General features: G+C 70.6%; 26 protein-coding genes. 12 read left to right on the top strand and 14 right to left on the bottom strand.

All coding sequences use genetic code 11. The features are described 5' to 3' along the window. A partial coding sequence (locus AB0F15_RS30375) for a MarR family transcriptional regulator (RefSeq protein ID WP_360277615.1) occupies positions 1 to 341 on the top strand: 341 nt, incomplete at its 5' end. A 69-nt stretch (positions 342 to 410) separates the two neighbouring features. Further along, positions 411 to 1,061, top strand: a complete 651-nt coding sequence (locus tag AB0F15_RS30380) for a hypothetical protein (protein WP_360277618.1) — start codon at positions 411 to 413, stop codon at positions 1,059 to 1,061. Here AB0F15_RS30380 and AB0F15_RS30385 read toward each other — a convergent pair. Beyond that, entirely contained in the window at positions 1,058 to 1,531 is a 474-nt protein-coding gene (locus AB0F15_RS30385) for a hotdog fold domain-containing protein (RefSeq protein ID WP_360277621.1), read from the bottom strand. The genes AB0F15_RS30380 and AB0F15_RS30385 overlap by 4 nt on opposite strands. Before the next feature lie 83 nt (positions 1,532 to 1,614). Here AB0F15_RS30385 and AB0F15_RS30390 point away from each other — a divergent pair, with 83 nt between their 5' ends. After that, complete coding sequence (locus AB0F15_RS30390; RefSeq protein ID WP_360277624.1) at positions 1,615 to 2,202, top strand: acid phosphatase; 588 nt, start codon at positions 1,615 to 1,617, stop codon at positions 2,200 to 2,202. Between the two features lies 1 nt (position 2,203). Continuing rightward, a complete protein-coding gene (locus tag AB0F15_RS30395; RefSeq protein WP_360277627.1) occupies positions 2,204 to 2,686 on the top strand; it encodes a GNAT family N-acetyltransferase in 483 nt (160 codons plus the stop codon). A gap of 256 nt (positions 2,687 to 2,942) precedes the next feature. On the opposite strand, the gene AB0F15_RS30400 is transcribed toward AB0F15_RS30395, so the two are convergent. Continuing rightward, complete coding sequence (locus AB0F15_RS30400) at positions 2,943 to 3,413, bottom strand: hypothetical protein (RefSeq protein ID WP_360277630.1); 471 nt, start codon at positions 3,411 to 3,413, stop codon at positions 2,943 to 2,945. A 336-nt stretch (positions 3,414 to 3,749) separates the two neighbouring features. Between AB0F15_RS30400 and AB0F15_RS30405 the strand changes: the two genes are divergently transcribed. Then, complete coding sequence (locus AB0F15_RS30405) at positions 3,750 to 4,736, top strand: diacylglycerol kinase family protein (protein ID WP_360277633.1); 987 nt, start codon at positions 3,750 to 3,752, stop codon at positions 4,734 to 4,736. A gap of 275 nt (positions 4,737 to 5,011) precedes the next feature. After that, positions 5,012 to 5,266: a WhiB family transcriptional regulator gene (locus AB0F15_RS30410; protein WP_003059797.1), complete on the top strand. Its 255-nt coding sequence runs from the start codon at positions 5,012 to 5,014 to the stop codon at positions 5,264 to 5,266. Between the two features lie 314 nt (positions 5,267 to 5,580). On the opposite strand, the gene AB0F15_RS30415 is transcribed toward AB0F15_RS30410, so the two are convergent. The 3 genes from AB0F15_RS30415 to AB0F15_RS30425 form a co-directional block, all read right to left on the bottom strand. Further along, complete coding sequence (locus AB0F15_RS30415) at positions 5,581 to 7,101, bottom strand: histidine kinase N-terminal domain-containing protein (protein ID WP_360277636.1); 1,521 nt, start codon at positions 7,099 to 7,101, stop codon at positions 5,581 to 5,583. 309 nt (positions 7,102 to 7,410) lie between these two features. Continuing rightward, positions 7,411 to 7,731, bottom strand: coding sequence for a mycothiol system anti-sigma-R factor (gene rsrA / locus AB0F15_RS30420; RefSeq protein ID WP_360277639.1), 321 nt, complete (start codon positions 7,729 to 7,731; stop codon positions 7,411 to 7,413). Further along, positions 7,728 to 8,351 (bottom strand): sigma-70 family RNA polymerase sigma factor, encoded by a 624-nt coding sequence (locus tag AB0F15_RS30425; protein WP_013229712.1) that lies wholly within the window; start codon positions 8,349 to 8,351, stop codon positions 7,728 to 7,730. The genes rsrA and AB0F15_RS30425 overlap by 4 nt, the downstream gene beginning before the upstream one ends. Before the next feature lie 194 nt (positions 8,352 to 8,545). Between AB0F15_RS30425 and ybaK the strand changes: the two genes are divergently transcribed. After that, complete coding sequence (gene ybaK, locus AB0F15_RS30430; RefSeq protein ID WP_360277642.1) at positions 8,546 to 9,022, top strand: Cys-tRNA(Pro) deacylase; 477 nt, start codon at positions 8,546 to 8,548, stop codon at positions 9,020 to 9,022. A 9-nt stretch (positions 9,023 to 9,031) separates the two neighbouring features. Here the strand turns inward: ybaK and AB0F15_RS30435 are convergent, their stop codons facing one another. The 3 genes from AB0F15_RS30435 to AB0F15_RS30445 are packed head-to-tail and all read right to left on the bottom strand — an operon-like array spanning position 9,032 to position 11,165. Further along, positions 9,032 to 9,793, bottom strand: coding sequence for a phosphotransferase (locus AB0F15_RS30435; RefSeq protein ID WP_360277645.1), 762 nt, complete (start codon positions 9,791 to 9,793; stop codon positions 9,032 to 9,034). Between the two features lie 8 nt (positions 9,794 to 9,801). Next, complete coding sequence (locus AB0F15_RS30440) at positions 9,802 to 10,410, bottom strand: alpha/beta family hydrolase (RefSeq protein WP_360277648.1); 609 nt, start codon at positions 10,408 to 10,410, stop codon at positions 9,802 to 9,804. Then, the gene (locus tag AB0F15_RS30445; RefSeq protein WP_360277651.1) at positions 10,407 to 11,165 is read right to left on the bottom strand and encodes an SOS response-associated peptidase; all 759 of its coding nucleotides are present in this window, start codon (positions 11,163 to 11,165) and stop codon (positions 10,407 to 10,409) included. The genes AB0F15_RS30440 and AB0F15_RS30445 overlap by 4 nt, the downstream gene beginning before the upstream one ends. Positions 11,166 to 11,285: 120 nt before the next feature. Between AB0F15_RS30445 and rsgA the strand changes: the two genes are divergently transcribed. From rsgA to AB0F15_RS30460, 3 genes are all read left to right on the top strand, one after another. Beyond that, positions 11,286 to 12,308, top strand: a complete 1,023-nt coding sequence (gene rsgA / locus AB0F15_RS30450) for a ribosome small subunit-dependent GTPase A (RefSeq protein WP_360277654.1) — start codon at positions 11,286 to 11,288, stop codon at positions 12,306 to 12,308. Between the two features lie 100 nt (positions 12,309 to 12,408). After that, on the top strand, positions 12,409 to 13,302 hold the full coding sequence (locus AB0F15_RS30455) for a hypothetical protein (protein WP_360277657.1): 894 nt from the start codon (positions 12,409 to 12,411) through the stop codon (positions 13,300 to 13,302). Between the two features lie 70 nt (positions 13,303 to 13,372). Beyond that, the gene (locus AB0F15_RS30460) at positions 13,373 to 14,125 is read left to right on the top strand and encodes a hypothetical protein (RefSeq protein ID WP_360277660.1); all 753 of its coding nucleotides are present in this window, start codon (positions 13,373 to 13,375) and stop codon (positions 14,123 to 14,125) included. Positions 14,126 to 14,616: 491 nt separating this feature from the next. On the opposite strand, the gene AB0F15_RS30465 is transcribed toward AB0F15_RS30460, so the two are convergent. Beyond that, positions 14,617 to 15,108, bottom strand: coding sequence for a hypothetical protein (locus AB0F15_RS30465; protein ID WP_360277662.1), 492 nt, complete (start codon positions 15,106 to 15,108; stop codon positions 14,617 to 14,619). Next, positions 15,105 to 16,511, bottom strand: a complete 1,407-nt coding sequence (locus tag AB0F15_RS30470) for a wax ester/triacylglycerol synthase family O-acyltransferase (RefSeq protein WP_360277665.1) — start codon at positions 16,509 to 16,511, stop codon at positions 15,105 to 15,107. The genes AB0F15_RS30465 and AB0F15_RS30470 overlap by 4 nt, the downstream gene beginning before the upstream one ends. A 34-nt stretch (positions 16,512 to 16,545) precedes the next feature. On the opposite strand from AB0F15_RS30470, the gene AB0F15_RS30475 reads away from it, so the two are divergent. Further along, positions 16,546 to 17,307: an RNA methyltransferase gene (locus tag AB0F15_RS30475; RefSeq protein WP_360277668.1), complete on the top strand. Its 762-nt coding sequence runs from the start codon at positions 16,546 to 16,548 to the stop codon at positions 17,305 to 17,307. Positions 17,308 to 17,310: 3 nt separating this feature from the next. Here AB0F15_RS30475 and AB0F15_RS30480 read toward each other — a convergent pair whose 3' ends face one another. Further along, positions 17,311 to 17,685, bottom strand: a complete 375-nt coding sequence (locus AB0F15_RS30480) for an HAD-IA family hydrolase (protein ID WP_360277749.1) — start codon at positions 17,683 to 17,685, stop codon at positions 17,311 to 17,313. A 217-nt stretch (positions 17,686 to 17,902) separates the two neighbouring features. On the opposite strand from AB0F15_RS30480, the gene AB0F15_RS30485 reads away from it, so the two are divergent. Continuing rightward, positions 17,903 to 18,364 (top strand): Rv3235 family protein, encoded by a 462-nt coding sequence (locus AB0F15_RS30485; protein WP_360277671.1) that lies wholly within the window; start codon positions 17,903 to 17,905, stop codon positions 18,362 to 18,364. 88 nt (positions 18,365 to 18,452) lie between these two features. Here AB0F15_RS30485 and AB0F15_RS30490 read toward each other — a convergent pair whose 3' ends face one another. From AB0F15_RS30490 to raiA, 3 genes are all read right to left on the bottom strand, one after another. After that, positions 18,453 to 19,661, bottom strand: coding sequence for a cytochrome P450 (locus AB0F15_RS30490; protein WP_360277674.1), 1,209 nt, complete (start codon positions 19,659 to 19,661; stop codon positions 18,453 to 18,455). Between the two features lie 63 nt (positions 19,662 to 19,724). Continuing rightward, the gene (gene secA / locus AB0F15_RS30495) at positions 19,725 to 22,610 is read right to left on the bottom strand and encodes a preprotein translocase subunit SecA (RefSeq protein ID WP_360277677.1); all 2,886 of its coding nucleotides are present in this window, start codon (positions 22,608 to 22,610) and stop codon (positions 19,725 to 19,727) included. 206 nt (positions 22,611 to 22,816) lie between these two features. Continuing rightward, positions 22,817 to 23,503 carry a ribosome-associated translation inhibitor RaiA gene (raiA, locus tag AB0F15_RS30500; protein WP_360277680.1) on the bottom strand — a complete coding sequence of 229 codons (687 nt, stop codon included), beginning with the start codon at positions 23,501 to 23,503 and terminating at the stop codon, positions 22,817 to 22,819. Between the last annotated feature and the right edge of the window lie 656 nt (positions 23,504 to 24,159).

A 24,159-nucleotide genomic window follows, 5' to 3' on the forward strand; every position in this document is an offset into this window, starting at 1 on the left:
TGCAGCTGGCGAGCACGGGCTCGTTCGACGTCGTCCTGCTCGACATCATGCTGCCGGGCCTGTCCGGCTACCCGGGTGAGCCACCGACCCAGCGGCAGCTCGCCGACCAGGCCGGCACCGACACGATGATGACCAGCCAGGTCGTCCGCAAGCTCGCGGACCGCGGTCTGCTGGCTCGCGCCGACGACCCGGCCGACGCCCGTGCGAAGCGCCTGCAAGTCACACCGGCCGGCCTCGAACTGGTCGCGAAGGCACTGAAGGACGTCGAGGCCGCGGACGCCGAGTTCTTCTCGGCCACCGACGACAGCTTCCTCGACGCGCTGGCCCGGCTCGGCCCCTGACGAAACTCGGGTCTCCCCTGGGGGCCATCCCGGATGTCCCGGCGTCGCGGCGCGAGCAGGCTCACCGCCATGAAACTTCTCGCACTGGGGGCGGCCGCGGTCGCCGCTTTGGCACTGACAGCCGGGACCGCATCGGCCGACGAACTTCCCGCGTTCGACTTCACCGACTGCCCGGCCCCGCCGCCGAACGCCGACCCGGGCACCTGGCGCTGCGAAGCCTTTGTGTCCCAGGGAAAGCTGACGATCGACGACCGGGAGATCCCGCTGGGGGAAATGCGGCTGACGTTCAGCGAAGGCCGGGTGAACGGCCGGTACGCGCAGGAGTTCGGGGCGCTGCGGCACGCACCGGTGGTCGTCCCGGGCCTCGCGGGCACGACACTGGAGCTGCACTACGGCGGCTACTCGGACTTCCAGAGCAACGACGCGCGACGCGGTGAACTGGACGTCTACGCGTCGCTGCGGCACCCGTTGCTGCGCAAGGACTGCGCACTCGGCGTGCTGCACACGGTCGTCCACGATGACCCGGCTGTGCCGCCGACCGTGATCTCGAAAACCCCGCCGACCATGCACTTCGGCGTCGTGGACCCGGACCTCGCGGTGCCCGCCACCCACGGCTGCGGGCCGCTCGGCAAGCTCGTCGACCGGAAGCTGGGCCTGCCGTCACCGGCCGGGGAGAACAGGTTCCAGCAGACGACGTACGTGCAGTACAAGCCGCTCTAACGCTTCTTCGGCGTCACCCAGATCGTGATCGTCCCGGTGACCACGGACCGGCCGTTCGTGTCCGAAATGGTCACCGGGACTTCGAGGTCGAAGCCTTCGGCGCCGAACTCCGGCAGCTCGGGCAGCGCCGCCACCGCGCGCAGGCCCGTCTCGGCCTTCGCGATGTACCGGACGGTCATGCCCTTCGGCAGCCACCGGTGCGTCGCCGGGACCGTCGCCTCGGCGAGCATGCCCATCGCGATTTCGGCGAGGTTGCAGGCGGCGATCGCGTGGAAGGTGCGGATGTGGTTGTAAACACCCCACCACTTCGGCGCGGTCACTGCACAGTGCCCCGGACGCAGCTCGCGCACCGAGGGCAGCACCGTGCGGAAGTACGGCACCCGGACGCACAGCGCGGCGCTGAACAGCTGTTTCCCACCCGGCTTCGCGGCCAGCTTCCGCCACAGCGCGAGCATCTGCGTCTCGGACATCGGGGTCTCCTCAGGCTTAGCTACTGGTCAGTAGCTAAGCAGACGGGCAGCCGCCCCGCAAACCGCCGGATATATTCGGGCGCGTGACCAACCGTCTTTTCCTCCTCCGGCACGGGCAGACCGAGTGGTCGGTGAACGGGCGGCACACCGGCCGCACGGACATCCCGCTGACGCCGGCGGGCGAAGGCCAGGCGCGCGCCGCGGGCGGCACCCTCCGGAGCCTGGTGGGCGGCCCTTCGCTGGTGGTGTCGAGCCCGCGTGCCCGTGCGCTGCGCACGGCCGCGCTGGCCGGGTTGCGCGTCGACGAAGTCACCGAGGACCTCGCCGAGTGGGACTACGGCGACTACGAAGGCGTCACCACCCCGCAGATCCGGGAAACCGTGCCGGGCTGGACGGTCTGGAGCCACCCGAGTCCCGGCGGCGAAAGCGCTTCGGACGTTTCCGCCCGCGCGGATCGCGTACTGGCGCGCGCCAGGCGGGACATCGAAGCCGGCGACGTGATCCTGGTGGGCCACGGGCACTTCAGCCGGGTGCTCGTGGCCCGATGGCTCGGCCTGCCCGCCACGGCCGGCGTCCACTTCGGACTGGACGCGGCCGGCATCGCGGTGCTCGGCGACGAGCGCGGCGAACCCCAGATCGAACACCTCAACCTGCTGCCCACGGAGGACTGACGTGCCCGACGACCGCATCCGCCGGATCCGCCCCGACGACGTCGAGGCGGCCGTCCGCCTGGTGTACGACCTGGCGGAGTACGAGCGCGCGCCGGACGAGTGCCACCTGAAGCCGGAGCAGCTGCACACCGCGCTGTTCGGCGAAGCGCCGAAGGTGTTCGGGCACGTGGCCGAAGTGGACGGCGAGATCGTCGGCTTCGCGATCTGGTTCCTCAACTTCTCGACCTGGCGCGGCGTGCACGGGATCTACCTGGAGGACCTGTACGTGCGGTCGTCCCACCGCGGTTCCGGGCTGGGCAAGGCCCTGCTGGCGACGCTGGCGGCCGAGTGCGTCGCGAACGGCTACGGACGGCTCGAGTGGTCGGTGCTGGACTGGAACCCGGCCACGGAGTTCTACAAGGCCCTCGGCGCGGTCGCAATGGACGAGTGGACAGTCAACCGCCTCACCGACGCACCGCTACACGCCTTGGCCGCCCAGGCCTAACCACCCGATCTCGCGTGACCAACCCCGGATCTGGCGTGACCAAACCCGTAACTGGCGTGATCAGACCCGGATCTCGCGTGATTGAAGCCGGATCTCGCGAGTCACGGGCCCAATCACGCGAGTCACGGGTCTGATCACGCGAGTCACGGGTCTGATCACGCGAGTCACGGGTCTGATCACGCGAGTTACGGGGCTGATCACGTGAGTTACGGGTTCAATCACGTGAGTTGCGGGGCTGGGCACGTTGGATTCGGGCTCAGTCCTCTTCGGGGCCTTCGCGCTCGGCGCGGCGGCCGGCGAGCCCGCCGCGTTCGGCGGCCTCCGTCTCGGTCTCACCTTCGCGCAGGTCCAGCGCCCAGGCCCGCGACGGCCGCCGGAACAGCAGGACCAGCGCCGCGACGCCCAGCAGCGCGATCGGCACGCCCCACAGCGGCTCGCCGGAGGGGCCCAGCAGGTACCAGCCGAGCCCGATCACGATCAGGGCGATCACCACACCGGGCGAGCGCGCCCACGTCTGACCGAGGACCAGCCCGGCCGACGCGGCCAGGAACGCCAGCGCCACCACGATGAACGTGCCCGACTCGACGAAGACGTTGTTCCCCGGCCGGGCGGGCGAGCCCAGGCCGTTCACCAGCACGATCACCCCGAACACCAGCAGGGCGAGCGACGGCACCGCGGTGACGGCGCCGGCCAGCCGGACCTCGCGGGGAGCGGGCGAGAGCTTCACGGCGACGGCCTTCCGGACGAGCTTTCCGACGGACTTGGCGAGGTGCTTTGCGCGAGCACAGTGGACTCGACCAGGGTGAGTCACCGTGCGTGAGCTCTTTTGATCGTATGCCACCCGGTCGGCCGTTTTCGCGGGACCGCCCGGGCGTCGAAAATTCAGATGTCGTCGATGAGCGGGCGGTCGGCCCGGGTGCACTTGTCACGACGAGCGGACACCCGCGCGTGAAGGAGGACCGCCCGGCACAGGGTCTCGAAGGTGCTGTTCCCCGGCGTTGCGCCCGTCACCATGCGGCGCCGGAAGGTTCTCGGGCCGACGGAAGTCACTTACCCTGCGGTAATGCGTGCCATCCTCGTCGTGAATCCCCAGGCCACCTCGACCACCGCCGGTGGCCGGGACGTGCTGGCGCACGCGCTCGCCAGCCAGGTGAAGCTCGACGTGGTCGAGACGGACTACCGCGGCCACGCGATGGCCGTCGCGCGCTCGGCCGCGCGCGACGGGATCGACCTGGTCGTGGCGCACGGCGGTGACGGCACGGTCAACGAGGTCGTCAACGGCCTGCTGGCCGACGCTGTGCCACCCGGGGCTGCGCCCCGGGCCGGGGGCTTCGCCACCCGGACCCCCGAAAGAAGCGGTGGCGATCCGGCCGAAATCGGCCGGATACCCGCGCTCGGCGTCGTACCCGGCGGGTCGGCCAACGTGTTCGCGCGCGCCCTCGGCATCTCCGCGGACCCCGTCGAGGCCACCCACCAGCTGCTCAACGCGCTGGAGAACGACCGCTCGCGCCGGGTCGGGCTCGGACTGGCCGACGGGCACTGGTTCACCTTCAACTCCGGCCTCGGCTGGGACGCCGACGTCGTCGGCCGGGTCGCCAAGCGCCGGGGCAAGCAGACGACGGCCGCGCTGTACCTGAGGGCGGCCGTCCGGTCCTACTTCCGGCCGCCGCTGGGCCGGCCGGCCCTGACGATCCGCGTCCCCGGCCAGGAACCCACCGAAGTGTTGACCGCTTTCGTGTCCAACACCGATCCGTGGAGTTACCTGGGCCAGCGCGCCATCCACCTCAACCCGGGTTGCTCGTTCGAGACGGGATTGGGTTTGTTCGCGTTGAACGGTCTGGGGTTGCCCACCGTGTTCAAGCATGTACGCCACGCTTTGACCACGAAGAGCAACCAACGCGGCCGACGTCTCGTGCGTCACGACGACGTGCCGATGATCCGCATTGACGCAGCTGAACCGGTAAACTTCCAGGTGGACGGCGACCTCGTCGGCCAGCGGACCAGAGTGGAATTCTTCAGCGTCCCGGACGCACTCACAGTAATCGTGTGACGACCGGACCGCTGATCGCCTGCGGCAAAGTGCCAGGTGCCGTTCGTCGACGGAGAAGCTCCACTCAGCGCATCAACCTTCCCTTCGGCCGGTTGTTTCGGAGAGAAACCGCAGGTCAGAGGGGTCGCTCGGCCGGGTGACCTGACTCACCGATCTTCAAGAAACCCTTGTCGAACGCGGTGCTTCGTGAAAGCATTCACAAGCACCCAAAAACACGACCGCCATTTGACGACTGTGGCGCGGCCCTCCCGCGTCATATGAAGGAGCTCACGAACATGGACTGGCGCCACGACGCGGCCTGCCGAGACGAGGACCCCGAGCTGTTCTTCCCGGTGGGAACCAGCGGTCCGGCTCTGTCGCAGGTTACGCAGGCGAAGGCCGTGTGCCACCGCTGCACCGTCGCTTCCGACTGCTTGGCCTGGGCTCTGGCCAGCGGCCAGGACGCGGGCGTTTGGGGCGGCATGAGCGAAGACGAGCGACGCGCGCTCAAGCGCCGCCGTACGCACATCGGCACGCGGACCAACGCTTAAGTTTCACGAAGCACCACAGTTTCACGAGCACCACACCGCGCAGGAGATTCTCCCGGCGGGCACTGCTGTGTCTCCGCCATCTGGGGCGATACCTACCCGGTCTGAGTTTAACAAGTGAGGCGGAACCACCCGGCGACGGGTGCGGCGAAACCTCACCGGGACTTCAAGTCCTCCCGCGAGCGCTGAACGGCCCGGCACCACGCACCTGGTGCCGGGCCTTCAACGTCTCACGGCCAACCCACGCGTCATCCGTTCAGGTACGCACGTCATCCACCTGAGTACGCGCGTCATCCGTCCAGGTACGGCGCAGCCGGTCAGAGCCGGCGAGACAGCGGGATGCGCAGCGCGGCTTCCGTCCCGGTCACCCGGGTAGCCGACTCCTCCGCCCGCACCTTCCGCAGCGACAGGGAGCCCCGCAGCTCGGACTCCACCAGCGTCCGCACGATCTGCAGCCCCAGCCCGTCCGAACGTTCCAGGGAGAACCCCGCGGGCAGGCCACGCCCGTTGTCACGGATGACGATGTCCAGCCGGCGGGCCGACCGCTCCACGATCAGCTCGACCTTGCCCGAGCGGCCCGCCGGGAAGGCGTGCTCGATGGCGTTCTGCACCAGTTCGGCGAGCACCATCACCAGCGGCGTCGCGATTTCCGCGACCACAACGCCGAACGAGCCCTTCCGCGACAGCCCGACCTGCGACTCCGCCGTGGCGACCTCGCCGACCATCGGCAGCACGTTGTCGAGCAGCTTGTCGAGGTCGACGCGCTCGTCCACCGAGATCGACAGCGCCTCGTGCACCAGCGCGATCGACGTCACCCGGCGCACCGACTCCGCCAGCGCGAGCCGCGCCTCCTCCGACGTCGTCCGCCGGGACTGCAGCCGCAGCAGGGCCGCTACCGTCTGCAAGTTGTTCTTCACCCGGTGGTGGATCTCACGGATCGTCGCATCCTTGGACAGCAGTGCGCGATCGCGCCGCTTCACCTCGGTGACGTCGCGGACCAGCACCAGCGCGCCCGCCGCTTGGCCGGCCGGCCGCAGCGGCAGCGCGCGGAACAGCACCACGGCGCCGCGTCGCGAATCGGCCTCCGTCCGGCTCGACGGCTTCCCGTCGAGAGCTTCGATGATCCGGTGGGAGACCTCGGTCGCGTCGAACGGGTCGCGGATCAGCGACCGCGTCAGCGGGGCCAGCCGCGTGCCGACCAGGTCGGATTCGTGCCCCATCCGGTGGTAGGCGGACAGGCCGTTCGGGCTGGCGAACACGACCGTGCCGCTCGAGTCGAGGCGGATCAGCCCGTCGCCGACCCGCGGCGACGTGTGGGTGTCGGTGGCGTTGGTGCCGTTCGGCGGGAACGTGCCGTCGACGATCATCTGGCACAGGTCGCCGGCACTGCCCAGGTACGCGATCTCCAACGGCGAAGGCACCCGCGGCGCCGCCAGGTTCGTCTCGCGGCTCATCACGGCGATGACGTCGTCGTGGAACCGCACCGGGATCGCCTCACGCCGCATCGGCAGGTCGCGGTACCAGTGCGGGTCCTCCTCGCGGCAGATCCGCACCTCTCGCATGGCCTTCGCCAGCTGCGGGTGCTCGTCCACCGTGAACCGCGTGCCGACGACGTCCTCGGGGTGCGCGGTGGGCGCCGTCGTCGGCCGCGCGTGCGCGACGCAGACGAAGTCGCCGCCGTCCGGCTGCAGCTCCTCGGTCACCGGGACCCAGAGCAGGAAGTCCGCGAAGGACAGGTCGGCCAGCAGCTGCCACTCGGCGACGACGGTCTGGAGGTGGTCCGCCGCCTCCCCGGGGAGGCCGGTGTTGTCGGCGAGCAGTTCGGCGAGGGTGGACACGGTTAGCCGGTCACCTGCGTCTCGTTCTCGGCCATCGACCTCTCCCTCACGCTCGCCCTGACCACCCCATCCAACCAGAACGGGGCGTCATGCCACACTTGAGAGGTTGACCCGAGCCCGGCAGGCGCCATCGTCGCGGCCGTGGCCACTTTTGACGACGAGGAGTGAACATGTCGAAGCGCGCCCGCAAGCGTCGCAGCCGGAAGAAGAACAGCGCGAACCACGGCGGTAAGCCCAACTCCTGAACCCGGCGTCGGCACGCAAAAGGCCCCCACACCGTGGTGCGGGGGCCTTCGTCGTGCTCAGGCGCTATTCGGAACGCTGCTCGAGGGTGATCTCGGTGCGTTCGACCGTGACGCCACCGCGGGTGGCGACGGTCTGGCGGATCGACGCGCGCAGCCGGCTCTTCAGCTCGGCCGGGGCGTGGTCGCCGCCGCACTTGCGGGCCAGCAGCTGCTTGAGGTGCTCGTCGATGCCGTACTCCTCGAGGCACGGCGGGCAGTCCTCGATGTGCGAGCGCAGCGCGGCGTCGCGCTCCGGGCTGCACTCCCGGTCGAGCAGCAGGTAGATGTCGGCGAGCGCCTCTTCGCAGCGCACCTTGTCGGACGCGCCTTCGCACATGTCGCTCATCGCCCGGCCACCTCCTCCTGGGCACCCCGGATGAAGCCGCGCTCCCGCGCCACGTCGGCGAGCAGGTCGCGCAGCTGGGCGCGGCCGCGGTGCAGGCGGGACATCACGGTGCCGATGGGCGTGTCCATGATCTCGGCGATCTCCTTGTACGCGAAGCCCTCGACGTCGGCCAGGTAGACGGCCAGCCGGAACTCTTCGGGCAGCTTCTGCAGGGCGGCCTTGACGTCGGTGTCGGGCAGGTTGTCCATCGCCTCGACCTCGGCCGACCGCAGCCCGCTGGAGGTGTGGTTCTCCGCCTTGGCGATCTGCCAGTCGGTGATCTCCTCGGTGGGCGCCTGCACCGGCTGCCGCTGGCGTTTGCGGTAGCCGTTGATGTAGGTGTTGGTCAGGATGCGGTACATCCACGCCTTGAGGTTCGTGCCCGCCTTGAAGGAGGCGAAGGCGGCGTACGCCTTCAGGTAGGTCTCCTGGACCAGGTCCTCGGCATCGGCGGGGTTGCGGGTCATCCGCATCGCGGCCGAGTACAGCTGGTCGAGCAGCGGCATCGCGTCGCGCTCGAAGCGCTCGGCGCGCTCGGCCTCGGTCGCTTCTTCCGGCGCTGAGTTCTGCGTGCTCGGCAAACCGTTCCCTTCCCGCTCGGCGTCGATGCGCGTGCGCGCATACGGCGGACCCGAGTTTACGCGGGGACCGGGCACGCCGCGGTTCGCCGGTGCCTGGGAACTGCGGCGGCTGCGAGAGCGTGTGGTGGCGAGCGTTGTTGTCACGTCCCGTACAACCGATCGGGTCAGCGGAGCATTCCCTAGACTTCCGCTCCATGGCTGGCAAGGGCACTCCGGCGACGGCGTTGTTGGTGAAGCAGAAGGTGGCGCACACGCTGCACGCCTACGACCACGATCCGCGGGCCGACTCGTACGGGCTGGAGGCGGTGGAGGCGCTGGGCCTGGACCGGGCGCGGGTGTTCAAGACGCTGGTGGCGGAGGTGGACGGCCGGCTCACGGTGGGTGTGGTCCCGGTCACGGGCCAGCTCGACCTCAAGGCTTTGGCGGCCGCGGCGGGCGGCAAGAAGGCGAAGATGGCGGACCCGGCGGCGGCCCAGCGGGCGACGGGGTACGTGCTGGGCGGGATCTCGCCACTGGGCCACCGAAGCCGCCTGCCGGTGGTGATCGACGCGTCGGCGGAGAAGTTCGAGACGGTGTTCTGTTCCGCCGGACGGCGGGGGCTGGAAGTGGAACTGGCGCCGGGCGAGCTGATCCGGCTGACCAGCGCCGTGGTGGCGCCGATCGGGGCCTGACCCGCGGTTTCACGCCAGCAGCGCACGCACCCAGACGTCGTGGTGCCCGGCGAGGTAGTCCGCGCGCGCTCGCCAGTGGCGGCCGTGGCCGTCATTCCACAACCGCAGCCACGGTTCGGTCCCCGCCGCGGCCTGCGCGGCCAGGAAGTCGTGCATCGACCGGGCGCGCGGGCCGAGCAGCCGCGCCAGCTCACGGCGTTGTCCCTCGTCGAGGTCGTAGGCGTCGGCCAGCAGCCGCACCCGGCGGGCCGCCTGGGTCGTCGTCACGCGCTCGGGCAGCACGGCGAAGCCGTTCGCCGCGTACGCGAGGTCCCAGAGCCGGGTGCCGGGCGCCGCGGTGTCCCAGTCGATGAACGCCCAGCGCCGCTCGCCCACCACGAGGTTCCACGGCGCGAGGTCGTGGTGGGCGATGATCTCGGCGCCGTCGGCGGGGATGAGCACCTGCCAGGACGCGTCGCCCGGCGGGTCGAAGCCGGCGACGGCGTCGTGGAAGCCGCGGATCAGCTCGCCGACGGCCACCACCGCGGTGTCCGGCCGCAGCAGGTCCACGTGGCCGGGCCAGGGCACGTCCCCGGCGACGAACTCGAGCACCTCGCGGCCGCGCTCGTCCAGGCCCAGCGGCCGGGGCGCGCCGCGGAAACCCACCGAGCGCAAGTGCTCGAGCAGGGCGTGCACCGACGGCGTCCACGGCCCGGCCGGCCGGCGCACGGTGTTCCCCACCCGGACGACGCCGGCGCTGACGTTGCCGCCGGTGAGCGGGATCTCCGTCACGGACCGGCTCAGGCCAGCGGCCGCAGCACCCGGGACAGCCACTCCGTCGCCGCCCGGGACACCGCCTCCAGGTCCGTCGACAGGTTGTGGTTCCCGTCGATCACCACGATCTCGTGGTGCGGCCCCGCCGCCGGTAACCCGAACGGGTCGCGCGAGCCCTGGACCACGAGTACCGGGACCTCGACCGCGTCCAGTTCCGGCTGACGCGTCTTCTCCGGCTTGCCCGGCGGGTGCTCCGGGAACGCCAGGCACAGGACTGCCACCGCCTGGCCGGCCGCCGCCGTCCGGCAGGCCACGCGGGCGCCCGAAGAGCGCCCGCCGAACACGAACGGGAGGTCGTCGAAGCGGGCCGACAGGTCGTCCGCCACCGTCAGCCACGCCGTGTCCAGCTGGTTCGCCGGGGCCGGTGCGCGGCGGCCCGCGACCCGGTACGGCTGCTCGACCAGCGCCACGTGCACGCCCGCCGCCTGCGCCGCCCGCGTCACCGCCACCAGGTCCTTCGCCGCGAGCCCGCCACCCGCACCGTGGCCGAGCATGAGCACCGCCACGCCCTCCTCGGCGCAGTGCAGGTACACCCGCGCCGGGCCGTAGGCGGTGTCGATCGGGATGGCCGTCATGACTTCGGCACGTCGAACAGGGCGCCCTCGTGCGCCGGCTCGACCCGCTCCAGCAGTTCGGGCCCGTTGTTGCGGACGTTGTTGACCCGGCTCGAGATCGGCCGCAGCTCCAGCGACGCCACGATGTCCTCGGGCGTCGGCACCAGCAGGCCGGTGACGTCTTCGCGGTCCGGGTCCAGCCAGCCGTCCCAGTGCGAGCGGGGCACGATCAGGGGCATCCGGTGGTGGATGTCGGTGAGCTGGCCGGCGGCGTCGGTCGTGATGATCGAAAACGTGATCAGCGGCGCCGCGTTGTCGTCGTCCTTCGGCCGCCAGCTCTCCCAGATCCCGCCGAACGCGATCGAGGAGCCGTCCGGCTCCGTCATGTAGAACGGCTCCTTCTCCTTGCCGGTGCGGCGCCACTCGAACCAGCCGTCGGCCGGGACCAGGCAGCGGCGCGACACCAGCGCACGGCGGAAGGCCGGTTTCTCGGCGGCCGTCTCGGCCCTTGTGTTGATCATCCGCGAGCCGACCGACGGGTCCTTGGCCCAGAACGGCACCAGGCCCCACTTCATCATCCGCAGCGAGCGCTCGGCGGGTTCGTCCTCGAGGACCTCGCCGTCTTCGTCACGCGGGTGCCGCTGAACCACGGTGACCACGTTCTTCGTCGGCGCCACGTTGTGGTCGGCGCGCGCGTGCCCCTCGGTGAGGTCGATGGCCTCGAACTCTTCGATCAGCTTCGCCGGGTCCTTCGTGGCGGCGTAGCGGCCGCACATGGCCAACCTCCTCCTGCCTCGCAGAACGGTCCGGGACGCCATCGTTACACGCACGCCAGGGCCGTGGCGAGCGGCGTGGGATCATTCGGGTGGGCACCGGCACACGAGAGGACGACGGGTTTGGCGCGCAACGACTGGAGCAAGCTGGACGAGTCCGACGTCCGCGTGCGTCCGGGCAAGGGCACCCGCCCCCGCAGCAAGCGCCGTCCCGAGCACGCCGACGCCGTCACGGCCATGGTCATCGGCAAGGACCGCGGCCGTTGGACCTGCGCGATCGACGCCGATCCGGCCCAGGTGATCACCGCGATGCGGGCCCGCGAAATGGGCCGGACGCCGGTGGTCGTCGGCGACCGGGTGGGCATCGTCGGTGACGTCTCCGGCAAGCCGGACACCCTCGCGCGGATCATCCGGGTCGACGAGCGCAGCAGCTCCCTGCTGCGCACGGCCGACGACACCGACCCGTTCGAGCGGCTGGTGGTCGCCAACGCCGAGCGCCTGCTGATCGTCACCGCGCTGGCCGACCCGCCGCCGCGCACCGGCTTCATCGACCGCTGCATCGTCGCCTGCTACGCGGGCGGAGTCGAGCCGGTCCTGTGCCTGACGAAGGCCGACCTGGCCAGCCCGGACGAGCTCCTGGCGGGGTACGCCGGCCTCGACATCCCGGCGATCGTGAGCCGCTTCGACGAGAAGCCCGAAGGCCTCGACGAGCTGCTGAAGGACCGCGTGACGGCGCTGGTCGGCCACTCCGGTGTCGGCAAGTCGACATTGGTCAACCGCTTGGTCCCGGACGCCGACCTGGCCGTCGGCGTGGTGAGCGGAGTCGGCAAGGGCAGGCACACGTCCGTCGCGGCCGTGGCGCTGCCGCTGCCGGACGGCGGCTGGGTGATCGACACCCCGGGCGTGCGGTCGTTCGGGCTCGCCCACGTCACCGCGGACCACATCGTGGACGCCTTCGAGGAGTTCGCCGAAGCCGCGGAGGAGTGCCCGTCCGGCTGCGGGCACCTGGGCGCGCCCGAAGACCCGGGCTGCGCGCTCGACGACGTCGTCACCGAAGGCAAGGCGAGCCCCGAGCGGCTCGGATCCCTGCGGCGCCTGCTGGCGTCCCGCGGCGGCCATGAGGTGATCCGCGCCACCGAATCCTGAGGCACCGGGAACCGGCGCCCGCTCGGCATCGTCACATCGGTCACCAACCACCCGATCAGGCGATATGCCGAGCGGAAGATCCGACTCCGAGGGGAACTCGATGCGCAAGACCACCCTGCTCGCCGCGGGCGCCGCACTGGTGCTCACGCTGACCGCGTGCAGCGGCAACTCCGCCACCGGCACCGCCGAACCGGCCGCCGGCGGGCAGACCCAGGCTGTCGGCAGCAGTGGCCTGGCCTCGCCGTTCACCGACGCGATCCAGCTGGCCTCGGCGTCCAAGCAGGGCACCGCGAAGTCGAAGTCGGCGAAGTTCAGCATGACGGGTTCGGCCGCCGGGCAGACCCTCAGCGCGACCGGCGCGATGGCCTTCGACGGCGCGAACACCAAGTTCTCGATGACGAGCACCACCGGCGGCGAGACCACCGAGATGCGCATGGTCGACCAGGTCATGTACATCAAGCTGTCCGCCCAGGACCAGCAGCAGATGGGCGCCGACAAGGCGTGGGCGAAGATTTCGGCGAACGGTACCGACCCGCTTTCGCAGGCGATGGGAAGCGCGCTGTCGCAGTCCGCGGACCAGAGCGACCCGAGCAAGATCCTGGACAAGATCTCCGCGGCCGGCCGGATCATCTCGTCCGACCGGACCGAGCTGAACGGCGAGCAGGTCAACCACTACAAGGTCGAGATCGACGTCGCCAAGGCCGTCGACCAGTTCACCGGCCAGGTTCCGGCCGCGACACGCGACAAGTTCACCGAGATGATCAAGGGCAAGGACATCAAGATCCCGGCCGAGCTGTGGCTGGACAAGGACAACCTGCCGGTGCAGGTGACCATGGACCAGGGCCCGATGATGCAGGCGATGGGCCTGCCGGGCACCGGCGACGCGAAGTTCACGATGAAGTACAGCGACTGGGGCACCCAGGTCGACGTGGCGGCCCCGCCGGCCGACCAGGTCGTCGACCTCGGCGAGCTGATGAAGAAGGCCGGTCGCTGACCGGACGACGCTGAGTCACCGCGGCTCCCCCGAACGAGCTCGGGGGAGCCGCTGTGTTTTTGTTGGCGCCATGCGCAAAGCCGCCGCGGTGCTGCTGCTCGCCCTGTTCGCCGGCGCGTGCTCCGATCCGCCACCACCCCCGGCGTTCGAGGACGCCCGGGCGCTGGCCGACGCCGCCACGGCGGCCACCACGAGCGGCGGCTCGGCGAAGTTCGGCACGGACGTCGCCGTCGGCTCGGTCCGTTCGAAGGGCCAGGGCCAGGCACGGTTCGGCGCCGGCGGGACGGCCCAGGTGATGACGACCGACTTCCTCGGCGAGCCGCTGGAGCTGCGGCTGGTGGCGGGGAAGCTGTACGCGAAGGTGCCCGAAGGCTCGCGCGACGAGGTCGGCGCGGGAAAGCCGTGGGTCGTGGTCGCGGCGGACGGCACGGACCCGTTTTCCCAGGTGCTCGGCGGCAGCCTGACGCAATTGGCCGCGCAGAACGACCCGGCGCACACGCTGGGCGAGATCCGGACGGCGGGCACGATCGTCGCGGCCGAGCGCACGGACCTGGGCGGAGTGGCGGCGGAGCACTACCGCGTCGACCTCGACCTGGCTCGCCTGGGCACCGATCTGCCCGCGGGCCTGCCTTCGGACGCGGCTGGGCGGGTGGGCGGCAGGTTCCCGGTGGAACTCTGGCTCGACGACGCACACCGGCCGCTGCAGATCGTGCTCGACCTTTCGCCGATCCTCCAGGGCGCGCAGGCGCGGATCACGACCCGGTACACGGAGTGGGGCGCCCCGGTCGACGTCCGGCCGCCGCCGGCGGGAGAGGTGGGGTAGTCAGGTCGTCCGCGGCAGGCAACTCATCGGACAGCCCCCGCCCTTCCCCGGCAGGGCCCCGGCAAAGTCGATCGCGGGGGCGGGCCTCCACGGCCGGCCGCCGCCGAAACGTCACGAAACCCCCAGCCGGACCCGCCCGAGGACCCAAGCCGCCGAATCCGCGCGACTTCCCGCTCGCCGATGGCACCACCTGCCCGCCCGCAACAGCCAACTCGCCGCCCGGACCGGCCAACTCACCGCCCGGACCGGCCAACTCACCGCCCGCAACAGCCAACTCACCGCCCGCAACAGCCAACTCACCGGGAACGTCGGTGAGTTGGCCGGTCCGGGCGGTGAGTTGGCCGGACGCGACGGCGTGAAGCCGCCAGCCACACCAAGCCCCCGCCCTTCCCGGGGGGCGTCCCCAAGTCCAGTCTACCGGCCACCCCCGGCCGCACCCCCGGTTCAGCCGCGGTTGTCCACAGGCGACCCCGCCTGTGGACAACGGCAACTCAGAGCAGTTCCAGCAGGAACGGCAGCTCCTGCGGCGCGTACCAAGCCAGCTCGTGGTCCTCGGCGTCGCCCAAGGTGAACTCCGCGTCCGGATCGCCCAGATCCGCCGCGTCGATCACCGCCGCCGCGGCCGCCACCGCGTCCGCCGCCTCGGGGGTGTCCACGTGGATCGCCGCCACCGCCTTGAGCGGGATCGGGCCGCCGATGCGGACCACCGGGGCATCCAGGTCCGGCCGCAACGTCACGCCCTCGACGTCCGCCGAAACCACCACCCGGCGCGGCTCGCCCTTCTCCTCCGCTGCGATCAGGCGCAGCGAAGCCCGGGCCGCGTCCAGCAGCGCCGCGTACTCCAGCTCCTCGTCCGAACCGCTCGAGTACGCCTCGCGCAAAGCGGGCGTCAGCGCGAACGCCGTCCCGCTGCGGGCGCGGAACTCCCCCGAGGACTCGAGGTCGCGAAGCATCGCGATGGTCGCAGGCAGATAGACCCTCACCAGTGCGCACCCTTCAGCTCTTCCAGGGACTCTTCGATCATCCCGGCAACGAGGTCGACGTCGAAAGCGGCCTTGCGGTCGCCGTTCAGTCCGAAGTAGACGCCGCCGTGGTACGACGTCACCCCGATCGCCAGCGCCTGGGTGCGCATCAGCGGCATCACGGGGAACATCTCGACCAGTCTGGCCTCTCCCGCGTACATCGGCATCTGCGGGCCCGGCGAATTGGTCACCATGACGTTGAAGATGCGCCCGGACAGCGACCCCGCCGCTCGTGCGCCGAGGGAGTGCAGGGTAGCCGGGGCGAAGCCGCCGACCTTGAGCAGCCCGCGCGCGGCGACCGAGCGGCCCGAGTCGAGGTGCTCGGCCATCGCGTGCCCGATGTGCTGCAGCCGCAGCACCGGGTTCGGCTCGCCCACCGGCAGGTCCACCAGGTACGCGGCGACCTGGTTGCCGATCAGGGCCGGTGTCGAGAACTCCGCTGTCTCGGCGTCGCGCACCGCCAGCGGTACCAGCGCGCGGATCGTGGTGTTCGGCGTCAGCTGTTCCTCGCGCGAAAGCAGCCATTCGCGCAATGCGCCGGTGATGGCGGCGAGGACGACGTCGTTGACCGTGCCGCCGTGGGCCGCGCGGATCTTCCGGAAGTCCTCCAGCCGCGTGCGCACCACGGCGAACACGCGGCCTCCCGACACCCGGACGTTCAGCGGCCCGGGCGGCGCCGGGCTCACCAGCGTGCGCAGCGTCGACGCCACCCCGCCGACGGTCTCGGCGAACTTGCCCGCCGCCGCGAACGCGTCGTTCGCCGCGGACCGGACGTTTTCGACGACCTCGCCCGGCCGCTGGACGCCCTCGCTGATGGCGTCCAGGACCAGCTGGGTGCGGTTGGGCTCGCGGCGCGGTGTCCAGATGTCCTCGAACGGCTCCGGCTCGGCCGGCGTCGAGTCGAGGATGAGCTGGCCGAGGTCGATCGTGCCGACACCGTCCACAACGGACTGGTGGGTCTTCGTCACCAGCGCCACCCGGTCGCCGGCCAGCCCCTCGACGAAATAGGCCTCCCACAGCGGCCGCTCCGGCGCCAGCCGCCGCGACATCAGCCGCGCGACCAGGTCGAACAGCTGCTCGTCGCTGCCCGGCTGAGGCAGTGCGGAGCGCCGGATGTGGTAGTTCAGGTCGAAGTCGACGTCGTCCACCCACACCGGCCGCGCCAGGTGGCCGGGCACCTCCAGCACGCGCTGCCGGTACCGCGGCAGGTACGCCAGCCGCCCGCCGATGAGGTCGACCAGCTGCGCGTGGCTGAACCCGGAGCGCGGCCGCTCGAAGATCGCCACGCCGCCGACGTGCATCGGGGTCGCGTGGTCCTCGACGTAGAGGAACGAGGCGTCCAGTGCGGAAAGGCGGTCGGGCATGGGCCGATCCTTTCATGATGCGAGACTGCTGGGTGTGGGTGATGAGTCGACGATCTCGCCGAAGGACCGCTTCCTGACCGTGTACGGCCGGAAGCCGGTGCTCGAAGCGCTGGCGGACGACGGCCTGCGGGTGGACAAGGTGATCCTCGCCGACACCGCCCGCGGCCCCGGCGCGGCGGAGATCCAGCGCGCGGCGAAGGACGCCGGTGTGCCGGTCCAGCGCGCCAGTGCCCACCGGGTCAAGGTGCTCGCCGGCAACGGCAAGCAGGACCAGGGCGTGCTCGCCGACGTCGTCGCGCCGCGGATGCGAGCTCTTTCCGCGGCACTGGCCGACCGGCAGCCGCCGTCGCGGGTGCTGCTGCTGGACGGCATCACCACGCCCGCGAACGTCGGCATGATCCTGCGGACGGCGACCGCGGCCGGGCTGGACGGCGTGATCGTGCCCCGCCGCGGGGTCGCGGCGCTGGACCCGCTGGTGGTCAAGGCGTCGGCCGGGGTGGCGTTCCGCGCGCCGGTGCTGCGCTGCGGGTCGGCGCGCGAGGCCGCGGAGCTGCTCACCGAAGCCGGCTACGGGCTCTACGCGCTGGGCGCTTCGGCGAAGGCGACGATCTTCGACGTCGACCTGCCACAGCGCGCGGCGTTCGTCCTCGGTGGCGAGACGGCCGGAGTCGGCTCGGAGGTCGGCGAACTCGTCACGGAGTGGGTGTCGATCCCGATGCCGGGCGACGTGGAGTCGCTGAACGTCTCCGCCGCCGCCGCGGTGCTGTCGTTCGAGCTGGTCCGCCGCGCGCGCTGACCTTCACCCCGCCGGAAACAGCACAGCGAGTTCGTCCAGCGTCTCGCTGACCGACCAGTGCTGCACGCCGACCATGCCCGCCTGGACGGCGCCGCGGATGTTCGTCGCGGAGTCGTCGACGAACGCGCAGCGCGCGGCCGGCAGCCCGAGCCGGTCGGCCGCGATCAGGTAGACCGCGGGGTCCGGCTTGGCCACACCGACCTCGCCGGAAAACACGAGTGCGTCGAAATAGTCCGACATCGTGTTCTTGACCTCGTCCGATGCTCCCGGAGCGTTGGACAGCAGCGCGGTGCGGACGCCGCGCTCGCGTGCGGCCGCCAGATAGTCGTAGAACCGGCCTGCGTCGGGATCGGTGAGAACTCCGGCGAAATCGACCAATAGCCCTTTCAGCACCCGGCATACCATAGCCGGGGCGGCAACGCGTTGTCTCGCAGAGCGCAACAAACGCGGACGTGGATCGTCGTAGCGCATCGGCAGCCGGGAATCCACGGCTTCCCCGGTTCTCGCCCGGATCGTGCGATTCCCGTGTCCTTTTCGGCCCGTTCCCCCTCTAAGGCCAGGAGACGGCTGAATGCCGAGCCAGGGAGGGGAGGAAATGATCGAGGAACACCGGTTGCGGACGTTGATCCACTTCGAGGCACCTCGCCGGGCGGACGGTCCGGAAGAGATGACACCCCGGGAGCACCGCCGCGGCGGTTCGCGGTGCCCGGCGCCGAGGCAGCTCGAAGCGGGCGAGGTGGGCCACCTGCTGAACATGCTGCTGGAGGCGTACGACGGCCGCCGCCCGGCGGCGCAGGTCCGCGCTTTGGTGGCCCCGGAGGTCTACGCCGGCCTCAGCGGGCCACGCCTGCCGCGGCCACGGCACCGGACGCAGACGATCCACACGTGCACCCCGGTGCCGGACGTGGTCGAGGCGTGCGCCCGCGTGGAGGCGGACGGCCGGTCGTTCGCACTGGCGGCCCGCTTCAACCGCACGCCGACGGGCTGGCGGTGTGTGCGTTTCGCGCTGTTGAAACCGCAGCAGCCGAGTAGCCCGAGCCGGCGGGCAGCGGCGTGACGCGGGGAGGTGAGGCCCGCGCACCGCCGACCGCCGGGCGTCTCTGAAAGGTCACCTTCAGCGCATTCGCGGCCCTGGAGGTGACCTTTCAGCGCCCCACCGGCAAGGTCGACAAGCCACGCAGCGTCGTGGTCGGGTTCCACTCCGGAGTTCCGGCCAACGCCAGTCCCGGCCGGCGCCGGGCCAGTTCGCGGAACGCGATCCGGGCCTCCAGCCTCGCCAGGGGTGCGCCCAGGCAGAAGTGGATGCCCTGGCCGAACGCCAGGTGGCGGCCCGGCTCCCTGGCCGGGTCGAACGATTCCGGTGCGGGGCCAGTTGCCGGGTCGCGGTTGGCCGCTCCGATCAAGATGATCACCTGGCTGCCCGCGGGCACCTCCAACGCACCCAGGGCCGTGTCACCCAGGGCCGTGCGGGCCGTCAGCTGGGCCGGCGAGTCGTAGCGCAGCACCTCTTCCACCACCCGCGCCGCGTTCTCGCCGTCCGAGCCCAGCGGTTTCAAGCCGTGCGGGTGGCGCACCAGCGCCAGGACGCCGTTGCCGATCAGGTTCGTCGTCGTCTCGTGGCCGGCGATGAGCAGGAGCGTGAGCGTCACCAGGAGCTCACCCTCGCTCAGCACGTCACCCGCGTCGGACACCGCGACCAGCGCCGACAACAGGTCCTCCCCCGGCTCGCGGCGCCGCTGCTCGGCCAGCTCGCGGAAGTAGCCCACGAACGACTGCCGCGCGCGGACCGCCGGTTCCACCGTCTCCGGGCTCTGCAGGAACTGCGGGTCCAGCGCCCGCGCCATCGCGTGCGACCACGCCGCGAACTGCTCGCGGTCGTCCAGCGGCACGCCGAGGAGCTCCGCGATCACCTCGACCGGCAACGGCTTCGCGAGCGCCGTCATCACGTCGAACTCGTCCCCCGCGCGCTCGATCAGCTCCGCGGCGAGTTCTTCGATCCGCGGCGCGAGCTGCTCGACCATCCGCGGCGTGAACGCCTTCGCCACGAGCCGCCGCAGCCGCGTGTGGTCGGGCGGGTTCAGCGAGAGGAACGCCCGGACCACGCGTCCTGACTCGTCGACCGGCTGGTCCGGGAGCCGGTCCGCCGGATCCAGGTACTCGGGTTCGGGGTGCCCGAAGGCCGGGTCGCGCAGCACCTGCGTGGCCTCGGCGAGGCCGCTGATCACGAACATCCGCTCCCCGAGGACCGCCACCGGCCTGCTCTCCCGCCACCGCCGGTAGTGCGGGTACGGGTCCGGTCGCCGCTCGGCGGCGAACAGCGCGAAGAACTCCTGTGGATCCACCGACGACGACACGACCATCCCCCGTTCACGAGAACGGGGCGCGCGGAAGAACCGCGCGCCCCGGTCGGACCCGTGTCAGCGACGCGGGCCCTTCTTGCCCTTCTTCTGGGCGTCGCGCTGCGCGGCGCGACGATCCCGGCGGGACGACGCCCCGCCACCGCCGGCGGCCTGCGCCCCGCCGTCGGCGTGGGATTCGACCTCGCCGTCCTCGCCCGGTCCGGACAGCGTGACGCCCGACGGCTGGCCACCGCCGCCGAGGCCCTTGCCGCGCAGCGCGGCCGGGACGGACTCGGTGTCGGTCGTCGGCGGCTGCGGCGGCGCCGGACGCGCGTGCCGGCCTTCCGTCGCTTGGCCGTTGCCGGACGGGACGCCCGCGGGCACCGCGGCGGCGTCCTCGGCCGGCGGCGCTTCGGCGCGCTCGACCTGCAGGTTGAACAGGAAGCCGACGGCCTCCTCCTTCAGCGAGTCGAGCATCGCGCGGAACATGTCGAAGCCCTCGCGCTGGTACTCGATCAGCGGGTCGCGCTGCGCCAGCGCCCGCATCCCGATGCCCTGCTTGAGGTAGTCCATCTCGTAGAGGTGCTCGCGCCACTTGCGGTCGAGGACCGTCAGCATCACCTGGTGCTCCAGGGTCCGCATGCCCTCCGGGCCGACGAGCGCGTTGATCTCCGCTTCGCGCTTGTCGTAGGCGTTGCGGGCGTCCTGGACCAGCGCTTCGCGCAGCGCGCTCGCGTCGAGGTCGCCGTCCTCCATGAGGTCGTCCCACTCGATGCTCACCGGGTACAGCGTCTTCAGCGCCGTCCACAGCTTCTCGTGGTCCCAGTCCTCGGCGTAGCCGTTGGCCGTCGCGCCGTCCACATAGGCGTTGACGACGTCGACGAGCATGCCCTCGATCTGTTCGCGCAGGTTCTCGCCGGCCAGCACGCGGTGGCGCTCGGCGTAGATCACCTTGCGCTGCTCGTTCATCACCTCGTCGTACTTGAGGACGTCCTTGCGCTGCTCCATGTTGATCTGCTCGACCTGGGTCTGCGCGCTCTTGATGGCCTTGGAGACCATCTTGTGCTCGATCGGCACGTCGTCGGGCAGGCGCATGGTCGTCATGACGCGCTCGACCATCGTCGCGTTGAAGCGGCGCATGAGCTCGTCACCGAGCGACAGGTAGAAGCGGGACTCGCCCGGGTCGCCCTGACGGCCGGACCGGCCGCGGAGCTGGTTGTCGATCCGGCGCGACTCGTGCCGCTCCGTGCCCAGGACGTACAGACCGCCGGCCTCGCGGACCTCGTCGGCCTCGGCCTTGGACTCCGCCTTGACCTGCTCCAGGACCTCGGGCCACGCGGCCTCGTACTCCTCGGAGTGCTCGACCGGGTCCAGGCCGCGCTCGCGCAGCACGTGGTCGGCGATGAGGTCGGGGTTGCCGCCCAGCACGATGTCCGTACCGCGGCCCGCCATGTTCGTGGCGACCGTGACGGCGCCCTTCTGGCCGGCGCGCGCGACGATCAGCGCCTCGCGATCGTGGTGCTTCGCGTTCAGGACCTCGTGCGGCACGCTCAGCTTGACCAGCAGCTTCGACAGCCGCTCGGACTTCTCGACGCTCGTGGTGCCGACCAGCACCGGCTGGCCCTTCTCGAACCGCTCGGCGATGTCCTCGGCGACGGCCTCGTACTTCGCTTCCTCGGTCTTGTAGATCAGGTCCGGCTGGTCCTGGCGGACCATCGGGCGGTTCGTCGGGATCGGCACCACACCCAGCTTGTAGGTCTGGTGGAACTCGGCGGCCTCGGTCTCGGCCGTACCGGTCATCCCGGCCAGCTTGCCGTAGAGGCGGAAGTAGTTCTGCAGCGTGATCGTGGCGAGGGTCTGGTTCTCGGCCTTGATCTCGACCTTTTCCTTGGCCTCGATCGCCTGGTGCATGCCCTCGTTGTAGCGGCGGCCGTGCAGCACGCGCCCGGTGAACTCGTCGACGATCATGACTTCGCCGTTGCGGACGATGTAGTCCTTGTCGCGGTGGAAGAGTTCCTGCACCTTCAGCGCGTTGTTCAGGTACCCGACCAGCGGGGTGTTGGCGGCCTCGTACAGGTTGTCGATGCCGAGCTGGTCCTCGACGAACCGGACGCCCTTCTCGGTGACCGCGACGGTCCGCTTCCGCTGGTCGACCTCGTAGTGGTACTTCGAGTTGATCAGGTTCGTCTTCTCGACGCGCTCGCGCGACCCCATCGTGGTGGTGTCGATGCCCTGCATCAGCGGGGCGAGGCGCGCGAACTCGACGTACCAGCGCGACGACTGGTCGGCCGGGCCGGAGATGATCAGCGGCGTGCGGGCCTCGTCGATGAGGATCGAGTCCACCTCGTCGACGATGGCGTAGTAGTGGCCGCGCTGGACGCAGTCGTCCAGGCTCCACGCCATGTTGTCGCGCAGGTAGTCGAAGCCGAACTCGTTGTTCGTGCCGTAGGTGATGTCGGCGTTGTACTGGGAGCGCCGCACGTCCGGCTGCTGCTCCGAGAGGATGACGCCGACCTCGAGGCCGAGGAAGCGGTGGATGCGGCCCATCCACTCCGAGTCGCGCTTGGCCAGGTAGTCGTTCGTCGTGACGACGTGGACACCCTTGCCGGGAATGGCGTTGAGGTAGGCGGGGAGGACGCACGTGAGCGTCTTGCCCTCACCGGTCTTCATTTCGGCGACCTGGCCGAGGTGCAGCGCCGCGCCGCCCATCAACTGGACGTCGAAGTGGCGTTGGCCGAGCACTCGCTTGGCCGCTTCGCGGACGACCGCGAAGGCCTCCGGCAGCAGCTCGTCGAGGGATTCGCCGTCGCCGTTCCGCTTGCGGAACTCTTCGGTCTTGGCCCGCAGCTCGGCGTCGGTCAGGTCCTTGACGTCGTCTTCGAGGGTGTTGATGTGATCGGCGATGTTGCGCAGCCGCTTCACCATCTTGCCCTCACCCGCGCGGAGCAGGCGGTTCAGCACCATCCGGTCGACCTCACTAGCTGATCATGAGCGCGCCCAGGCCGGTCCCGGGCAGGTTCTCCCGCGGCGGCAGCCGTGCTCGGCGCCACCGTCCCACCCCATCGTAGGGAACAGGGGCCGCCGTGTGCACACGCCGTGGGTCCTGACATGCGGAGGGGTCCGCACGCGAGCGCGTGCGGACCCTCCGCGAAAGCCTCCTTCGAGCCGGCTCAGCCGAGCCGGATCACGCCGTAATCGAAGCCTTTCCGCCGGTAGACCACGCTGGGCCGGCCCGCGTCGGAGTCGTTGAAGAGGTAGAAGTCGTGGCCGACCAGCTCCATCTCGTAGAGAGCCTGGTCCACCGTCATGGGCTCCGCGGTGTGCTGCTTCTCGCGGACGATGCGGCCGGGCTGGTGACCCAGGTCGTCGTCGGCCCAGCTCTGCTGCTGGGGCAGGTGGAATTCTTCGGCACTCGCGAAGCCGTTCGACTGCGGTTCGGCTTCGGGTGCGTCCAACACCGCGGTACGCGCGGCGGGACTGGCTGCGGCCGGGGAACCACCACCCGGCAGTGCCGAGGTCGCTTCCGCGACCGATTCCGGGCGGCTGCGACCGTAGTGCACGCGCCGCCGGTCGTGTGTCCTCCGCAGCCGGTTTTCCAGCTTGGTGACTGCGGAATCGAGCGCCGCGTAGAAGTCGGCGGCACACGCTTCAGCGCGTACGGCCGGGCCCCGCCCCTTTCCGGTGATTTCGACGCGCTGGCAACTCTTGGCCTGGCGTCGGTTGGGTTCGTGGAACAGTTCCACGTCGTACCGGATGACTTTCCTGTCGTAGCGCTCGAGGCGGGCCAGCTTTTCGCTGACAAGCGCCCGATAGTGGTCGGGCACCTCCACGTTGCGGCCCTTAACGACGATGTCCATACACGACCTCCCTCGCTGAGATGACTGCGAGCTGTTGTGTTCACACACGGCGCCGGTATTGCGGGGACGGAGCCCGGATCGCGGGCTGAGAAGGAACTCGGGAACGGTCCACGACGTCTCGTGCCGATGCCCGAACGCGCACTCAGCGCACCTCCGGCGCCAGGGACATGGGCTCGTCACCTCCCTGCCTGCGGGGATTGCTGATTGCGGAGCACGTTAGCTTCCTCACGCCCGTTACAACAGCCCCCGAGCCGGGGGATGTCAGGGGATGAGACTCCGTCACCCCGCGCAGTGATCGCGGAGTGGGCATCAGAAAACACCCGCTGGTCGGACGCGGCGCGGTGGCCGTGCTTTCACACGGACGGCGCATCGCTGCCTGACGGTGGACGCCGAGGGTGACAGCCCGGTTCGGCACAGCCGCCACTCCGGTGGAGTGGTGTGGCGGCCGAGTGATCGTGATCGGCACCCTCATGCCCGGACAACGGGCGCCGGTCCGTTCGCGTTCCCGGCGGACGTCACTCGTGTAGGTGACGCGGCGTTCACCCGGGCGCGGCGAGGTGGTGGGGCTGGGGGCTTTTTTTGCGCTGGGGCTGGGAGGTCTTTGGTTCTGCCTCTGGTTTCTTGGGCTGGTGATGGGTGGGGTGCGGAACCGGTAC

The sequence above is a fragment of the Amycolatopsis sp. NPDC026612 genome, assembly GCF_040638285.1.
Lineage (GTDB): Bacteria > Actinomycetota > Actinomycetes > Mycobacteriales > Pseudonocardiaceae > Amycolatopsis.

Excerpts from the sequence above, each read along its gene's own strand:
- AB0F15_RS30470 (WP_360277665.1), bottom strand. The coding sequence starts at position 16,511 with ATGCCCGACCGCCTTTCCGCACTGGACGCCTCGTTCCTCTACGTCGAG.
- AB0F15_RS30380 (WP_360277618.1), top strand. The coding sequence starts at position 411 with ATGAAACTTCTCGCACTGGGGGCGGCCGCGGTCGCCGCTTTGGCACTG.
- AB0F15_RS30460 (WP_360277660.1), top strand. The coding sequence starts at position 13,373 with ATGCGCAAAGCCGCCGCGGTGCTGCTGCTCGCCCTGTTCGCCGGCGCG.
- raiA (WP_360277680.1), bottom strand. The coding sequence starts at position 23,503 with ATGGACATCGTCGTTAAGGGCCGCAACGTGGAGGTGCCCGACCACTAT.
- AB0F15_RS30405 (WP_360277633.1), top strand. The coding sequence starts at position 3,750 with ATGCGTGCCATCCTCGTCGTGAATCCCCAGGCCACCTCGACCACCGCC.
- AB0F15_RS30385 (WP_360277621.1), bottom strand. The coding sequence starts at position 1,531 with ATGTCCGAGACGCAGATGCTCGCGCTGTGGCGGAAGCTGGCCGCGAAG.
- AB0F15_RS30440 (WP_360277648.1), bottom strand. The coding sequence starts at position 10,410 with ATGACGGCCATCCCGATCGACACCGCCTACGGCCCGGCGCGGGTGTAC.
- AB0F15_RS30410 (WP_003059797.1), top strand. The coding sequence starts at position 5,012 with ATGGACTGGCGCCACGACGCGGCCTGCCGAGACGAGGACCCCGAGCTG.
- AB0F15_RS30485 (WP_360277671.1), top strand. The coding sequence starts at position 17,903 with ATGATCGAGGAACACCGGTTGCGGACGTTGATCCACTTCGAGGCACCT.
- ybaK (WP_360277642.1), top strand. The coding sequence starts at position 8,546 with ATGGCTGGCAAGGGCACTCCGGCGACGGCGTTGTTGGTGAAGCAGAAG.
- rsrA (WP_360277639.1), bottom strand. The coding sequence starts at position 7,731 with ATGAGCGACATGTGCGAAGGCGCGTCCGACAAGGTGCGCTGCGAAGAG.
- AB0F15_RS30445 (WP_360277651.1), bottom strand. The coding sequence starts at position 11,165 with ATGTGCGGCCGCTACGCCGCCACGAAGGACCCGGCGAAGCTGATCGAA.
- AB0F15_RS30455 (WP_360277657.1), top strand. The coding sequence starts at position 12,409 with ATGCGCAAGACCACCCTGCTCGCCGCGGGCGCCGCACTGGTGCTCACG.
- secA (WP_360277677.1), bottom strand. The coding sequence starts at position 22,610 with ATGGTGCTGAACCGCCTGCTCCGCGCGGGTGAGGGCAAGATGGTGAAG.